At 43.1% G+C, this 16,273-nt stretch carries 14 protein-coding genes and 1 tRNA gene; 4 read left to right on the top strand and 11 right to left on the bottom strand.

Annotation, left to right across the window (positions count from 1 at the left end; genetic code table 11):
- Positions 1-15 precede the first annotated feature (15 nt).
- On the bottom strand, positions 16-417 hold the full coding sequence (locus tag H6571_14545) for an SPOR domain-containing protein (protein ID MCB9324956.1): 402 nt from the start codon (positions 415-417) through the stop codon (positions 16-18).
- Positions 418-483: 66 nt separating this feature from the next.
- A complete protein-coding gene (locus tag H6571_14540; protein MCB9324955.1) occupies positions 484-1,128 on the bottom strand; it encodes a hypothetical protein in 645 nt (214 codons plus the stop codon).
- Positions 1,129-1,140: 12 nt separating this feature from the next.
- Between H6571_14540 and H6571_14535 the strand changes: the two genes are divergently transcribed.
- Positions 1,141-1,467, top strand: coding sequence for an MGMT family protein (locus H6571_14535; GenBank protein MCB9324954.1), 327 nt, complete (start codon positions 1,141-1,143; stop codon positions 1,465-1,467).
- Between the two features lie 447 nt (positions 1,468-1,914).
- Here H6571_14535 and H6571_14530 read toward each other — a convergent pair whose 3' ends face one another.
- Complete coding sequence (locus H6571_14530; GenBank protein MCB9324953.1) at positions 1,915-2,775, bottom strand: DUF2911 domain-containing protein; 861 nt, start codon at positions 2,773-2,775, stop codon at positions 1,915-1,917.
- Positions 2,776-3,144: 369 nt separating this feature from the next.
- Between H6571_14530 and H6571_14525 the strand changes: the two genes are divergently transcribed.
- From H6571_14525 to H6571_14515, 3 genes are all read left to right on the top strand, one after another.
- The gene (locus tag H6571_14525; protein ID MCB9324952.1) at positions 3,145-3,480 is read left to right on the top strand and encodes a hypothetical protein; all 336 of its coding nucleotides are present in this window, start codon (positions 3,145-3,147) and stop codon (positions 3,478-3,480) included.
- A gap of 281 nt (positions 3,481-3,761) precedes the next feature.
- Positions 3,762-5,339 (top strand): OmpA family protein, encoded by a 1,578-nt coding sequence (locus H6571_14520; GenBank protein MCB9324951.1) that lies wholly within the window; start codon positions 3,762-3,764, stop codon positions 5,337-5,339.
- A gap of 33 nt (positions 5,340-5,372) precedes the next feature.
- On the top strand, positions 5,373-7,088 hold the full coding sequence (locus H6571_14515) for a hypothetical protein (protein ID MCB9324950.1): 1,716 nt from the start codon (positions 5,373-5,375) through the stop codon (positions 7,086-7,088).
- 71 nt (positions 7,089-7,159) lie between these two features.
- Here the strand turns inward: H6571_14515 and H6571_14510 are convergent, their stop codons facing one another.
- The 8 genes from H6571_14510 to H6571_14475 form a co-directional block, all read right to left on the bottom strand.
- The gene (locus tag H6571_14510; protein ID MCB9324949.1) at positions 7,160-8,500 is read right to left on the bottom strand and encodes an amino acid permease; all 1,341 of its coding nucleotides are present in this window, start codon (positions 8,498-8,500) and stop codon (positions 7,160-7,162) included.
- Positions 8,501-8,885: 385 nt separating this feature from the next.
- Complete coding sequence (locus H6571_14505; protein ID MCB9324948.1) at positions 8,886-10,982, bottom strand: S46 family peptidase; 2,097 nt, start codon at positions 10,980-10,982, stop codon at positions 8,886-8,888.
- 43 nt (positions 10,983-11,025) lie between these two features.
- The gene (locus tag H6571_14500) at positions 11,026-11,238 is read right to left on the bottom strand and encodes a heavy-metal-associated domain-containing protein (protein ID MCB9324947.1); all 213 of its coding nucleotides are present in this window, start codon (positions 11,236-11,238) and stop codon (positions 11,026-11,028) included.
- A gap of 35 nt (positions 11,239-11,273) precedes the next feature.
- Positions 11,274-12,017 carry a tRNA pseudouridine(38-40) synthase TruA gene (gene truA, locus H6571_14495; protein ID MCB9324946.1) on the bottom strand — a complete coding sequence of 248 codons (744 nt, stop codon included), beginning with the start codon at positions 12,015-12,017 and terminating at the stop codon, positions 11,274-11,276.
- A gap of 103 nt (positions 12,018-12,120) precedes the next feature.
- Positions 12,121-13,380 carry an ATP-dependent Clp protease ATP-binding subunit ClpX gene (gene clpX / locus H6571_14490; GenBank protein ID MCB9324945.1) on the bottom strand — a complete coding sequence of 420 codons (1,260 nt, stop codon included), beginning with the start codon at positions 13,378-13,380 and terminating at the stop codon, positions 12,121-12,123.
- A 97-nt stretch (positions 13,381-13,477) separates the two neighbouring features.
- Positions 13,478-14,173: an ATP-dependent Clp protease proteolytic subunit gene (locus H6571_14485; protein ID MCB9324944.1), complete on the bottom strand. Its 696-nt coding sequence runs from the start codon at positions 14,171-14,173 to the stop codon at positions 13,478-13,480.
- A gap of 104 nt (positions 14,174-14,277) precedes the next feature.
- On the bottom strand, positions 14,278-15,651 hold the full coding sequence (locus H6571_14480; protein MCB9324943.1) for a hypothetical protein: 1,374 nt from the start codon (positions 15,649-15,651) through the stop codon (positions 14,278-14,280).
- A 365-nt stretch (positions 15,652-16,016) separates the two neighbouring features.
- Positions 16,017-16,098: transfer RNA gene (locus H6571_14475), tRNA-Leu, on the bottom strand.
- Positions 16,099-16,273: the final 175 nt, after the last annotated feature.

Raw genomic sequence — 16,273 nt, 5'->3', positions numbered from 1 at the left:
GAAAATCAGAGAATACTAAAACGAACTCAATAATTCCTCAAGGCGTATTTGATCATCTTTAACGAGGTAAAGCCCTGAATAATCGCGCTCAAGAATATATTTAAGCCTCAGTGCTTCCAGCTTGGTGGAAAAAGCTCCTGCTCGTAATTTATAGTGTGGGCTGGAATGCACCCAACTGACCGGCACATTGGGATAACGATACTGAAACCGCTGGCGGGCACTTTCGAGTTGCTCCCTGTTGGTTGTAGCAAGTATCTGTATGCGCCATCCTTCAACAAATTGGGTAGCCCGGTTGACTTCGACGAATTTATCCATCATTGAAGTGATGAGAGGCTCCTCGTTGGTACGTATATTTTGACCTTTCAGGTTACCTACTATTAACAACAGGACTGGAATGAAAATAAATACGCGCTTCATGAAAGCATTATTTTTTGTGAAAATCAAAGATACATCAATCTTTTTAGAAAAATGACAAATTAAGAATCAATCCATCAGTACATCAAACAACTCATCCAGCTCCTCAAAGGATTTAAATCCTGTTTTTTCTTCTTCTCCTCCTTTGAGGGTAATCCCTTCCAAAGAAGATAATGAAAGGCATGCTTTCAGTCCGGGAACGTCCAGATCCACTTCAAGGATCACAGGAAACCGGGCGGTAATTTCTTCGAGGGTACTGACGGAAAAGGGTATGCCCTTAACCAGATGATCCCAGGTAAGGCTATTGCCCATAAAATTAAAAGCAAAAGCCATCACATGACCGTCCAGGTTTTCCATTTCCTCAATCAATTGTTCGGCAGAGGTTTCTTTATCTATAATGAATTCCCTTATCACCTGAACGGAAGGAGGCAACTCGAGCATTTCCTGTATCCCACAATTTTCGCCCACCTGGATAACATTGGGAATGACCTCCAACACGCTTTCCCGGATTTTATCCCAGTGCTCCCTCCCATACTCGGCAACAATCTGAACGCCTTCTACCCATCCTTCAATTTCACGGATACTTGCCGCTGAAATGACGGATCCGTTCTGTGGATTTAGATTGAATCCCAGCCACTCCACTCCCATGGCAGCAAAATAACGGGCATCCGTTAAATTGGTAATGGAACTTGCCTTAACTTTGGTTCTCAACATGATCTGAATATTATGAAGAGCAAAGATAACTACTACGAATTAGTTTTTGAACTTACTAGGCGTATTCCGTCGGGAAGGGTGAGCACTTATGGAGCAATTGCCGATTATTTGAGCCTTGGCTCTGCCAGGATGGTCGGATGGGCGCTAAATAATTCCATGGGCATGGACATCCCTGCACACCGGGTGGTCAACAGAAAAGGAGAACTCAGTGGCCGTAATCATTTTGCACATCCTGAACTGATGCAGGAAAAGCTGGAAAAGGAAGGCGTGAAAGTGGAAAAAAATAAAATCGTTGATCTTGAAAAACATTTCTGGCATCCGGAAGAGTATGATCAATAAAGTATACACGCAAAAAAATATTGAAGTGACTCCTCATCACTTTACTTATTAACTGATTAAGGAGGAGTATCTCCACCTTCCCTACTGCTCGGTAGGAAAGTGTTAGGCATTTCAAATGGTCCCCCTAAAAAGAACAAGCCCAATAATGAGAAAACTCACTATCGGGCTGCTCGAGAAAATCCAACTTCATCTTTTAGGGAAGAACCCCTTATATCTTTCGCCGGGAGCCTAAAGGCTCAATTGGCTTTTTAAACTTTTAAATAAAAACTCCGCTAATTCCCTGCAAAGCTAAGGGTTTTCAGGGAAATAGGCAATGCCATGAAAAAGGGCTAAATTCCTGAAAATGCCAAAGGAGCAACGCAAATGAACAAGTATTCAATTGATGGGTCACTCCTTTGGCATTCATCCATGGCAAGCCGGCGCATCGGCCCCGTACTTCCGCAGATCCTACATTTTTCCGGACCACTCTTTTACGGCCTCTGCCATACGGTCTTTTGAAGAAATATAAAATTTACTATTGGCTTTTTCTCCCAGGTCCATGGCTAATTTTGCACTTTCTACCGCTCCTTTGTAATCCTTCTTTTCGGCTTTTATTTTGGCCTCAATCCAGCAATTTCGGGAATGCCGTGCCAGTGCCGTAGAAATATTTATCTGAGCCTCTGCTTTTGCGGGATGGCCATTCTCTAAATACCAATCAGCTGCCTGTGCATGGATCAGCCATTTGTCATCAGGAGCTGCACTTTCAGAAGCTACTTTAATATTTTCCAAAACCTGGGCCATCAAATCCTCCCGGAAAAGAATATACACGCGCTTCTTTTCCCATCCAAAACGAATATAACCCCTCTCATCAGCCAGATCCACTATACTGAAATTAAGTCGCTCCTCCATAGAATCCGTATCTTTGGTCTGTACCTCTACACGCAAGGCATCCTGCTGTTCATTGTAGGAATAGGCACCCCATTGATCCGCAATTTTATTGAATATGGCGATCCACTTGCCGTCTTGTTTAGGAATGAAGAAAAGAGAATATTTCCCCTTTTTCAAAAATTTGTCTTCAACCATTACATCAGTACTGAACTCAACAGTGGTCGCTTCGTTGGCCCCCGCCCTCCATACCTGGTCAAAAGGGACCAAACCGCCCCAAATTACCCTGCCATTTACCGCCGGGCTGCTGTAGTTGATGGAAACTTTCGTCAAACCAATGACATAAGAAGTGGATGCTTTTGGGCTTTTTTGTGGTAATTCCAGCTGACTGAAAAGGGAGGTTGTCAAAAAGAGTGTCAAACACAATCCTAATAATTGCTTCATTTTTAAATAATTTTTGTGTACAAAAAATGAGTGTTCCTAAAACCAACCAGTCCGATTTTTATTGGATCGATTTAAAAAAACACCCTAATTCGCTTTTAAAACTAAAACAAGATACAACTTGCTGTTTAAAAACGGGTATTTTTCCCCAAGAGGTCTTCTATAAACCTGATCAGACTTTCAGCCTAAAGGAAAGGAAACCTTGTCTTTAAGTCTTTCACCCCGTCCCTCAAGAGGAGTTTCCCTCAAAATTATGTCAATTTATTTTTAAAACCTTTCCAGGGCATGTTTCATCCTAAAAATCAGCAAGCAGGTAGAATTTTGAAGATAAAATAATGCTCAGTGATTATCTTTGTAATAAATAAATAATTCATGGCTTCTAAATTTAAACTTACCGGATTTGCACGTTTCTTTTTTGCAATGGCTATTATTGTTCCTCTTGCCTATTTCGGGGCTTCCTATTACAATGGGGAGGATGGCGTGGCTAAACTAAAAAAAATGATTGGTATTGATCTGGCGGAAGATACTCACGACACCACCGATTTTCAGCCCCAAAAGGAAGAAAAGAAAACCACTGAAAACAAGAGTAACGACACCGAAGTAGCCAGACTCAATAAAAGGATCGACGAACTAGAGTCAGAAAATGAAAGACTGAACCGGCTGCTCAAAAACAGAGAACGGGAAATTGAGTTGCTCAAGAAAAAATAAGCCTTTGCGTAAATATTCATTTTCTTTTGCAAAAAATACGGATCGAAGCCATTAATTGGGAAGGAAAGCTGACAAAATGGCTATGAAATGTGAGGTAATTACTCCATTTATTTACTTCTTGGGGTTGATGGAAATTGTTTTCAATAAATTGAATTCCCATTCTTTTAAAAAAGATTCCCCACGGCCCGGCCCTCCAACGAATTATTATTTGAGGGCTTTTTATACAAATTAGCTTAAGATGGATTAGTTTTGTCCATGAAATTACCAAAGCAAAGCTACTTGTGGGGCCAAAAACTATAACATATTACCTCTTCAAAAAAGGAGTCTTCATTCTGCTGCTTTCTTTGCTTCCCGCTTTGTCCATAGCTCAAAACGGAGCATGGGAAATTGGGGCTATTGGTGGCATTTCTACCTATTTTGGTGATATCGCCCCAAAAACCGGCCTAAACATAGGCACTTCAAAGGGAGCCTACGGATTTTTTATCAAAAAAGAACTGACCCATTTTTTTAGTCTTAAATCCAGTTTTCTGACGACACGCCTTTCCGGGGATGATTATCTTTTCACTGAACAACCCGAACGACTCAGCCGCGGTTTTTTTTTCAATACTTCTGTTACCGAAATCGCCTTTACCCCTGAGTGGGAGCCTTTCCGAAAAACGGATCTTCAAAGAATTTCACCTTCGGTATTTTTCGGGCCGGCGCTTTTTTTTATTGAGCCTGATGCCAATTTTGACAGAAATAAAATCGATGGCAACAAAGAAGGTATCATTTCCGACCTGGCAAAGGATTACCCCAATGTTTTTTTTGGATTTTCAGGAGGTATTGGCGTTAATGTTTACCTCGGCGCCAGTTTTTACCTGGAGGCTGATGCTGGTTTGCGTGTGCCTTTTACCGATTATCTCGACGGTATCAGTCAGGCAGGGAATCCCGAACAAAATGATTGGTACGGAGTAGGAACGCTTTCCGTAAGTTACCGTTTTCGTAAAGCTGACGACGACGGGGACGGCATTCCCAATACCAAAGACAAATGCCCCGAAGTGCCGGGGAAAGAACAATTTTCCGGTTGCCCGGATACGGATGAAGACGGTTTGGAGGACCTTATTGATGATTGTCCCTTCGATCCGGGTGTCCCTGATTTGTTCGGCTGCCCGGATGCCGATGCCGATGGCATTGCGGATAAGATCGACCGATGCCCCTTTGAGGCCGGCCCTGCCATTCACTTTGGATGCCCCTACAAAGACGCTGACGGGGATGGCATAGATGACCTGGACGATGATTGCCCGTACATCGCCGGGACAGCACCCCGGAAAGGATGCCCAGAAATCGACACTGACGGGGACGGTATACTTGATGAAGACGATAAATGCCCAAATGCTTACGGCATTGACATTTTTAAAGGGTGCCCCGATACGGACGGAGACGGCGTTGAGGATGCTAAGGACCACTGTCCCGAAGCATTTGGCTTGTATGAAAACAATGGTTGTCCGGCAATAGTCATTGCCGAAGAACAAGCCAGCGAACTCAATCAACAACATATCCATTTTGACACCGGAAAATACGATCCCGATTCTTATGAAATCCTGGATCAGGTGGCCGTTTTTTTACAGGAAAACCCATCCTATAGCATCCGGTTAAACGGGTATAGCGATAGCGGAGGGAGCAAAGATCAAAATAAATATATCTCGCGCAAGCGCGCCAAAAATTGTTATTACTATCTTGAAAGACAAGGAATTAGTCCTTCAAGAATGTCCTATAATGGATATGGTGAACAAAAACCAGTCGCCAGTAACCAAACAGCTGAAGGTCGCCGGCAAAACCGAAGAGTAGAAATCGAACTCTACCAAACCAGCAACAAATAACCAGTAACAAGATAACCAGCAACAAGAATACTCATGTCACTAACCACCTCACAACGTAGCCGTGCCCAGGAATCTAGGGCTGCCATTGAAAAGCTTTACATTGCCATGCGACACCTCTTTATCCGTGGTACTTATAAACCGCTTGGCATTTCAGGCGAGGCAATGATCAATTCCCTGAAAACATTGAATCCTGAAATATACGGATCCATCAACGATCCTGAGCGGATCGAACTCGATGGATTACTTTACATTTTTCAACGATTGCCAAAAGGCATCGAAGAATGCCGGTTCATCCGTATGATTTCCCGGGAAGGTTTACAGCATTCCGGCCTGCCCTGCTTCGTCCCGTCAAAAAGAAGAAGAAATGCCTACCGCATTGACAATAAGGAAATGTACATAGAACTTACCCGCGGTAGGAGCGACATATATGACATTCTCACTCACCTCACCTTCATGTACATCGAAGCCGAAAAAATCCGGCAAAACAGCCAGACCCACAAAGGCGAAAAAAAGCGGGAATGGGAAAAACTCGAAGACATTGTAGCCCGCGAAAAAAGCGGGGAGGAATTCGACAAGGAGGTGGCTTTTACCTACATGACCACTTTACTCGGCCGAACCTATAGCGAAGTAAAATCGGCTTATGAAAGATTTGAGGAAGACGAGGAAGTCAATAGCCTGTTTCATATTACCTATTGGCTGGGCAATCTTTCCTTCCAGGAATTTCATGACAAAACGGACCGGGATATCAGTTTTTCCCCCATGCTTCGGGAACGTATCGGACATCACGAATACGGAGAACGCTGGGCCACGAATATTAAAAAATTTCTGTTTGAAAATAACTTGTTTGATCGCCCTATTCATATCATCAGTGCCAACCTGCACAGTGTAATGAATACCATTTACGGAAAAGCGGCACTCGGAAAAAAATATAACGAAGAAGAGGTAGAGTTTCTGGCGAGAGAGATCAGCCAGGGAAAAAACAACAAATTGCGGAAAAAGATTCAGACCTATGCCCTCAATAACGGCATGTCGGTTATCGACAATACCAGTGGCACAAACATCACGGTTCAGATTTTTGATACCGCAAAAATAAACCCGGATATTCTTCCCAGGGAGGTAATCGCCGACAAGGAATTGATTGAATCACAAAAACCGATCCTGGTAGTAATGGATTATGCCTTTGGAGAACAGGCGTACGAAACCATGGACGAATTATTAAAACCCTATAAACTGGGAGAGGAACGTTATCCCATCAATGTGGAATCCATTTCAATTATGGGGAAAGCGGGCATCCTGGCTGGCGACAAGGGAGACATTATGGTACCGACAGCCCACATTTTTGAAGGAACAGCTGATAATTATCCTTTTGAAAATGATTTTTGTAAAGAAGATTTTGAAAACCACGGCCTTCCCGTATATGAAGGTCCGATGATTACCGTACTCGGCACTTCACTCCAAAATAAAGATATCCTTAGGTATTTCTTTAAATCTTCATGGAACAGCATTGGTCTTGAAATGGAAGGTGCGCATTACCAGAAGGCCATCCAGGCGGCCTCGAAGATTCGAAAGGTCGTCAACGACAAAATCGTGTTAAGGTATGCCTATTATGCCTCTGATAATCCGCTGATTACGGGAGGTACACTGGCCTCCGGGGGGCTGGGTGTTGATGGGGTCAAGCCAACCTATTTGATCACCACTAAAATTTTGAGCCGTATTTTAGGTGGCAAAAAAGGGAATGCCAAAAAGTAACATTGAGGAAGACTCCTCTTTAAGGACAGGGTGAAGCAGCGGTAAACAGGTCTATTGATTTTATCAAAACGCTAAGACGCATCCACCTCAGCAGGTGATTTTTGTTTTTCCTTGTTTTTTTTCAATGCCTTTTTCTGGTGGAGATTCAAAGCGTAGGAGAGAGCACCTGCAAGCAGGTTTACCAGGCCAAGCATACTTTCATATGGTTTGGCATAGAGCAAATAGGCAAGGGTCCATACACTGAAAAGAAGAAAAATGATCTGCAACCATGGATAAGCCGGACTTTTATACCCTTCTCCTCCCATTTTTTTAACCCGGACAACGATGACGCCGGCCACGGTCAGCGTAGTAAATAATTGGAGGATGAATCCGCTATAGGTGAGAATTTGTTCGAAAGAACTCGTCACCACCATCAAAATACTAATGAATGCCTGCAACCAGATGGCTCTTACGGGAATCCCAGCCCGATTGTCTTTAGCAAAATATTGCCAGATGTCATATTTATCGGCCATGGCCCGGGTCACCCGCGGGCCCACCCAGATCATGGCGCTGATATTGGCTACCAGCATCAGGGCGATGAGTCCGCCCACAATACTTCCGCCACCGTTACCAAACATCTTTTCGGCTACGATCTGTCCGATTTCAATCTTTCCCGCAAGGCCCGAAAATTTGACCTGATTCAAAAACGCCATCTGTAAAAAGATGAATAAAACACCTACCAGAAGGGTGCCGCCAATCAGGGCCAGCGGCAAATTACGCCTGGGCCGGTCAATTTCATCCACGATATAAGCAGCAGCATTCCATCCTGAAAAAGCATGCATCACATATACGAGAGCGACGGCATATGCGGGAGTGAATATCTCTCCTTTCCATGTTGAACTAAAATCAAATGCATTGGCATCAGAAGTAAGGAAGAATCCACTAAAAATCAAAAAGGCGATGAACAGTATTTTGAGCAACGTAAAAATGTTCTGGAAGAAACTGCTCTGGCGGATATTGAAGGAGTGAATCAAGGACAACAAGATGATCGACAACAAAGCGATCCACAAGCTTGAAAAGGGAAGCATGTTATTGAGATAGGCTCCCATCGCCATGGCAGAAAGGGCGATAGAGGTGGCAAATCCTACCGTCAGGGAAACCCATCCGGAGAGGTATCCTAAAAACGGATGATATATTTTTGAAAGAAAATGATATTCCCCGCCTGAATGTGGAAATTTAGTACCGAGTTCGGCATAACTAAAAGCACCCAGCAGGGCAATAATTCCGCCGATGATCCACAAAGAAAGAATCGTCCAGGTATTGCCCAGCATATCCAACTGAAGGCCCAGCGTCGTAAACACACCGATACCAACCATATTGGCTACAACAATAGCTGAGGCACTGATCCAGCCGATCTTTTTTTTTGGACTCATAGATTGTTTTGCGTTACTGTCCCTTCAAACGTCATAAAGCTACGAGGAATTTGCCCCCCATAAAGATTAGCCTCCTTTCTTAACGAAAGTATAACATTTAGGGGGAAGGGGAAGGTACTTTTAACGTAAGAGAAGTTTCTTTTAATGAGTTGGAGTAGCTATAAATTTCACATACCAAAGGTCCATGCACTGCAATCACATCATACTTAATTGCTGCGTAACACAAGATTCATTATATTTTTTGAATAAGGGTTTTTTAATAGAATAAGCCCTCTCCATATTAAAAAAAACAGTGCTCCGCCCTGATAAAGGGACGGAGCACTGAAAATGCATTAATTTTACTTCTTTATTTTGGTTCCGGCGCTATCTTTTTACCGGCCAACACTTACTCCACTCCCAACTCCTTCAACAACCTATCCGCGCGATAGATATATTTGAGGGCTGCGATCATCCCTCCCGCATGTAAGGAAACGGCCCGGTTGACTTTTTCATCGTAGATGAAATTTCCGGGAAGGGATTCTATATTGCCATCAAAAATCAGGCCGACAACTTCTCCTTTTTTGTTGATGATCGGGCTGCCGGAATTGCCTCCGATGATATCGTTGGTGGAAACAAAATTCAAAGGAGCTTCCATTAATTCACGGGGAGCATTGTTCCATCTTTCGGGAAGAGCCCATGGAAATTTATTGTCGAAACTACGGTTGCGATCGTAGAGTCCATAATAAGTAGTTTTGAGAGGTGCTTTGGTTCCGTTGTAATTATAGGATTGTACCACACCATCTGCCAGTCGAAGGGTGAAAGTAGCATCCGGCGGAATGTCAAGCCCGTAATGAGAAAATACTTCGTTGGATATTTTACTGGCCAAATCGTTTCTCATCACAGCAGACGCGCTAAAAGCAGCAATGGCTTTATTGTATTCAGGAACCAGCAACTGGCCCATCCTGATGATGGGATCTTTGGAATTTTTAAGCTTTTTCGCCTTTTTATCCAGCATTTTTTCGATGCCTTCAGCAGAGGAGAAAGCCGTCTCTTTCAGCATATCAGCAGCAGCACGTTCCGGAGTATTCCCGCCAAGAAGCTCCTTCATGTAAGCATCGTCGCTTCGTGCATATTTTTGCAATTCAGTCAAAAGAGTAGTCAAATAAGTCTTTTCATAAGGTCCTTCCAATTCCTGACCCAGGGCAAGGATTTGTTCTTTCATGGCTTTGAGATCCGCTTCCGTGGTGGTTTCATTGTCGAGCGCTTCAATATAACCATAGGTAGCATGAGCCAACTGCAAGGCAGCACCGCCAAAGGGTGAATTGCCTATGAACCTCAACTCGGAAGAATATCCTTCCAGGGGTTTGTAAGTATCAGCCAGTTGTTGCCAGTAATCATTGCCTCCGGCCACTGTTTTTGACTTTCCTCTCATCAAATCTTCCATCGCCTGCTTCTTGCCCATCAGGTAGGGATCGTACATTCCTTTTACAATACCGTCAATGGCTTTGATGCTGTTGGCAAAATTGAAGATCATTTCCTGGATGTCATGGGAATAATTATCCGCCAGCTGTGTCTCCATGATGGCCTTTCTGTTGGACAACCATTCGAGCAGTATCTTATAGCGGTAATCACGGTCAAATTCAAGCTGGGCCATGGTCCTGTACCGCTCGGTACTGGCCGGGTTGCCTACCACAAAAACGGGTTCCCCGTCTTTCACCCCATCAACATTGACTTTAAAATAAAAATCTTTGGTGTTTAATGGTTTTCCGTTTTCATAAATGCGCCATAAGGTACAATCGAGGTTGTATCTCGGGTAAGTGAAGTTATCATCGTCGCCTCCGAAAAATGCGAGTTGCAATTCAGGGATCAGCACGAGACGCACATCATCGTAACGCTTATAACCATAAAGGGAAAAACGTCCGCCGCTGTAATAATCAACCGGTTCAACTTCCAGCCCTTCCCAACCTGCTTTTTCACCGTATTGAGCGATGAGCTCATTCAGGGTTTCTTCCTGTATTCTGGCCGCTTCCTGTTCATCGGCAGCTTTAGCCACCGCTTCTTTGACTGTTTGGGTGACATCAGCGATGCGCACCAGTTGTTTGACAAATAACCCTTCAACTTTTCGCTCCTCTTCCAAAGAGGTGGCATAAAAGCCATTTTTATCAAAATCTTCGCCTTCGCCCATCACACTACCAACTTCCCCTCGGGAACAGTGGTGGTTGGTCATGACCAGGCCATTGGCTGAAATGAAAGAAGCCGAGCAATAGGAAGAAAACCTAAGTGCTGACATTCGGGCATGTTCGAGCCACGCTTCATCAGGGCGAAAGTCATATGTTTTTTCAAAATAATCGAGAGGAGCATATTCAAAAGTCCACATCTTACCGTAATCAAACCGGCTCGGGGTAACGTCTTTGGCATATTCAATTTTTTGAGAAAATACCGTGACGGAGATCAGGATGAACAATCCGCTCATCAAAATTTTTAAGCTGTCTTTAATTTTCATGCTAATATTGTATTTATTTGGTAGAGAAAAAGTAAAGGATCATTTAAAGGACTACTTCAGTGGCATCGTATCCGGCATCCTCAACGGCCTCGATAAGGGCCTCTACCTCAAAATCACCTTCCACGGTGAGTATCTTGTCCGGATTTTCAATATCGACTTCCCACTTGTCGATGCCTTCCACATCATTGATGAACCCTGTGACGCTGCGGATACAATTATTGCAATTAATATTGGTCTTGAATTGTGCTTTTTTCATGATCTGCTACATTTTATGGTTAACGATCTTTTTTGCTAAAGGTATGGATATTTGATGCCGGTCAGGTACAAACCCTGAGGCGGAACGCTCAAACTTTTTTTCAATAGGGTCTGTGTTTCCAATGCCGTTCTTACTTCCTCCAAGGACACTTTTCCCAATCCAACATTGATACACATTCCCACAATCAGGCGCACCATTCCCCTTAAAAACCTGTTGGCTGTAATGTAAAAAACATATTGATTTTTTTCAAAATTTTCGATCCATTCTGCCCTTTTCAATTCACACTTCATCGTTTTGACATCGGTATTGCTCTTACAAAAAGTATAAAAATGGTCATAATTCAACAAAAGAGAGGCGGCCTCATTCATTTTTTTTAAATCCGGTTTTTCGGCAAAAGGAAAATGCCATACGAGATCTGTAGCGAAGGGATCCTTCTCAAACCCCATGTAATATTCATAACTTCTTTCGTAGGCATCATACCGGGCATGAGCTTCGTCTGAAACTTCAAAAATACGTTTGATGGAAATATCCTGTGGCAGGAGTTTATTGAGGCGATGAACCAAAGATTCATGAAATGGCTCCTCCAGGTCAAAATGAATGAAATACTGACTTGCATGCACCCCGGTGTCCGTTCGGCCGCAACCGGTAATCTGGAGATCTTTCCGAAGGATGGTAGAAAAGGCTGTTTCCAAACTTTCCTGAACGCTGATTTGCTGTGGTTGGCGTTGCCATCCAAAATAATGAGTTCCCCGGTAAGCCAGTTCAGAAAAATATCTCATCCGTTGGAAGTTGGAGGTCAGCATTTTCAGTCTCCAAACCTGAAGGAAAAAACCAGCCAGATTTGGAGATTGAAAATTGTATTTTGAATCTTAACAGCAGGTTTTAGGCTGCCCTCAGTTTATTGAATTTCGATTTACCGAGTTTTTCTTCAGCGTATTCCCTGGTAATTTCAAAAGTAGTAACATCCTTATTGGAAGGCAGTTCATACATGGCATCGGTCATGATGGCTTCACAGATAGAACGAAGGCCCCTGGCCCCCAAATTGTACTCCAGCGCTTTTTCGGAAATAAACGTCAGCGCCTCATCCGTAAAACTCAGCTTGATATTTTCCAGGCTGAAAAGTTTCTTGTATTGTTTGACCAGGGAGTTTTTGGGTACGGAAAGAATTTCCTTAAGGGCCCCCTTACTCAGGGTTTCCAGGTAAGTAAGTACCGGCAATCGACCGATCAATTCAGGAATGAGCCCGTATTGCTTTAAATCCTGGTGAGAAATATATTGAAGAAGGTTATCAACATCAATTTTGTCATCTTCCTCTTCTTGTTTTCTGTATCCGATCACCTGCGTATTGATTCGTCTGGCGATATTCTTTTCGATACCATCAAAGGCCCCTCCACAAATAAAGAGGATGTTTTCGGTATTGACTTTGACCAATTTTTGTTCAGGGTGTTTACGTCCTCCCTGGGGCGGTACGTTTACGTCAGTGCCTTCGAGCATTTTCAACATCGCCTGCTGCACCCCTTCCCCGGACACATCACGGGTGATGGAAGGGTTGTCACTCTTTCTGGCAATTTTGTCGATCTCGTCAATATATACAATACCTTTTTCTGCCGCAGCGGTATCATAATCACAAACCTGGAGCAATCTGCTCAGAATACTTTCCACATCTTCCCCCACATAACCAGCTTCTGTAAAAACAGTGGCATCTACGATGGCGAAAGGAACATTGAGGAATTTTGCGATGGTTTTGGCCAGCAACGTTTTTCCGGTACCGGTACGTCCAACAAATAAAATATTGGATTTTTCGATTTCCACCTCATCCTGTTGCGGGGTCTGGCGCAATCTTTTGTAGTGGTTGTAAACCGCCACCGACAACACTTTCTTGGCATCATCCTGACCAATGACATATTGATCCAGGTGGTCTTTGATATCCTTGGGAGTAACTGATTTGGGCAGGAAATAGCTGCTTTTTGATTTTTCAGGTTCCCTTTTCTCCTTTCCGTAAAGTTCATCCTGGATAATATCATTGGCTTGCTCAACGCAAAGCTCACAGATATGTCCGTCAATACCGGCAATGAGAATTAAAGATTCACTTTTATCTCTTCCACAAAAAGAACATTTCACCTTTTCTTTATTTCTAGCCATCCTACTTAGCCTTTTAGATTGAAAAAAATAGGATTAACCCAAATTTAAAGATTAATCCTATTACTGTTTCATGATCAGTTTTACCTGATCGTTTCTTTTATTTTTTATCTCTCCTGAGCACCTCATCGACGAGGCCGTAAGCTTTGGCATCTTCTGCTTTCATCCAATTGTCACGATCACAGTCTTTTTCGATCTTTTCATAAGGCTGACCGGTGTGTTGGGCCAGGATATCGTAAAGTTCTTTTTGCTGCTCCTTGATGAGGGTGTAATAAATCTCCATCTCGGTCACCTGTCCCTGCATTCCGCCAAGGGGCTGGTGGATCATAATCCGGCTGTGGGGCAGGCAGGAGCGTTTGTCTTTTGTTCCGGCAGCGAGTAACACGGCACCCATAGAAGCCGCCAGCCCAACGCAAATGGTCGCCACATCCGGCGATACGTACTGCATTGTGTCATAAATTCCCAGACCGGCGATAACCGAGCCTCCCGGGCTGTTGATGAACATTTGAACATCGCGTTTCGGATCGGTAGACTCCAAAAACAGCAACTGCGCCTGGATGACGTTGGCCACATAGTCGTTCACAGGCACGCCCATGAAAATAATACGATCCATCATCATCCTGGAGAAAACATCGATGGCGGCGACATTCATCTGCCTTTCCTCGATCACATTAGGCGTAAATGCCGAAATGTTGGGATAAGTGCCCATTGTTTTCTGAGCATACTTTTCCAGGTGCATGCTACTCATACCAAGATGGCCGGTAGCGTATTTCATAAATTCGTCCTTCTGGAACATATTTCTGAGTTTAAAATTTGGTCAAATAATTCCTTAAATTAGATTGAGAACAGCTATTAAACATTTTCAAACTAAAAGGGTTGAACGATTCGGTTTTTAAGACACTATTTTTGTGCTTTTTCTGTAGCTTTCTTAATGATCTCGTCAAGCTTTTCGGTAGAAACTTCCTTTTCGTTGTAACCGAATTTTGTTTCCAGCACCTCGTATAGTCTATTGGCAATTACCTCCTCCTGAATCTGGCGAAGGCTTTTTTCGTCCTGTAACATACGATCCGTCATGTCTTTCATCATGTCAGGAGGCAGGGCGCTGCCGCCAAAATAACCCATGATTTTGGTCTGGGCATTGGCGATGATTTCTTCCGCTGTAATTTGGATATCATTCTCTTTGGCAATTTTACCTTTGATAATGTCCCATTTAAGGTTTTCGGTAAAAAATCCAAACTCCTCTTCCAATTGTTCCTTGGTGAGTTCTTCATTAGACAACAACAACCAACGCTTGAGAAATTCTTCCGGCAATTCAATTGGATTTTTATCAATGAGATACTCCTGGAAGTCTCTGAAAAGTAAGGCTTCAGCGTGATTTTTGTAATGATTATGAATAGGTGCGCGGAATCTGTCTTTGGCCTCTTCGGCATTGGAAACGGCGTTTTCTCCAAAATATTTATTGAAAAAATCTTCGTTGAATTCCATCGGCGTGACGCGGCTCACCTCATCAATCGTCAATTCAAAATCTTTTCCAACTGGAATGGTATCATCTTCTATTTTGAGGAAATACCGCTTCACTGCGGATTCATTAAGCCCGTCTTCCAGATCGAAAATATCCACCTTGAAGGTATCTCCGGCTTTTTTGGACAAAAATTCTTTTTTGGCTTTTTTGGTAAGCTTTTCCACCAACACGGTAAACTGGTTGGTAATCCCATCCTCTTTTACCTTTTTGCCGTCCATTTCCTTAACCGTAACGGTCAGTGCATCTATTTCACGAATATCCTCCGTGATGCTTTCCCGTTGCCCCATCTGTTTCAGCGCATTATCAATATCTTTTTGGATCTCAGCATCTGCGACGACAGGTACATACCTGGTGAATTTCTTGTTCTTGTTGAGCCCCTGGATTTCGATATCCGGCGCAAGGCCGAGATCGAACTTAAATTCCATGTCTTCCAGACTTTTGGCATCAAAAGAAACTTCAGGAGAATCCTCACTTGGAATAGGCTGTCCGAGGATAGAGAGTTTTTGATCTTTTAGAAAGGTATCGAGTTCATGGTTAAGCATATCGTTGATGATATTGGCCAACACGGAATTTCCATACATCTTTTTTACAACACTGAGAGGCGTTTTTCCTTTACGGAAACCTTTCATACTCGCCTTTTGCTTGTATTTATTCAGCTCTTCGAGAAATTTAGGCTCGTAATCGTTTTTGGATATTGATACCGTAATTTCGGTATTTAAATTGTCGACATCTTTTCTGACAACCTGTGGCATATGACTGTACTTTAAATAAAAAAATATTACGTGGAAAGTAAATTGGGTTGAAAACAATCCTCATCTCAACAACGAGGACAAGGTATTTGTTCTTGGCAAAAGTTAAATATGGAAAAACTTCTATATTAGCTATTCGATATTTAGTATTCCGACGTTCCTGTCATACCGAGTCAGAACTACAGAACCTGACCTCCATTCGTCAGGAGGCGGGTATCGAACACCGATTGAAGAATTCCTCTTTTTTTTTAATGTGCGGGTGAAGGGACTCCCGGTTCATGAAAAACATATTCGCTGCGCTCCTTGTTTTTCTATGACGGGATAAACTTCTCGTCCCTTCTATCTGCATTATCCTCTTTTTCAAAATGTGCGGGTGAAGGGACTCGAACCCCCACGCCTTGCGGCACCAGATCCTAAGTCTGGCACGTCTACCAATTTCGCCACACCCGCATCAAGAACATTTGGAAGGAAAAAATTCCAGAATTCTTGGCTTGGCTAAAAACATGCGAAAAATTTGATATATATCAAAAATTCCGACAGGCTTTCAAAAGCGGTGCAAAGATAAAATCTTTTTTTAAAAAATACAGTACGAGTATGAATAATGATAAATGTTGGGGGTGTTCCT

It is taken from the genome of Lewinellaceae bacterium (genome assembly GCA_020636105.1).
In the GTDB taxonomy this organism is placed as follows: domain Bacteria; phylum Bacteroidota; class Bacteroidia; order Chitinophagales; family Saprospiraceae; genus BCD1.
Note: the sequence above shows the minus strand (reverse complement) of the source record. Positions and strands in the feature narration are given on the sequence as shown.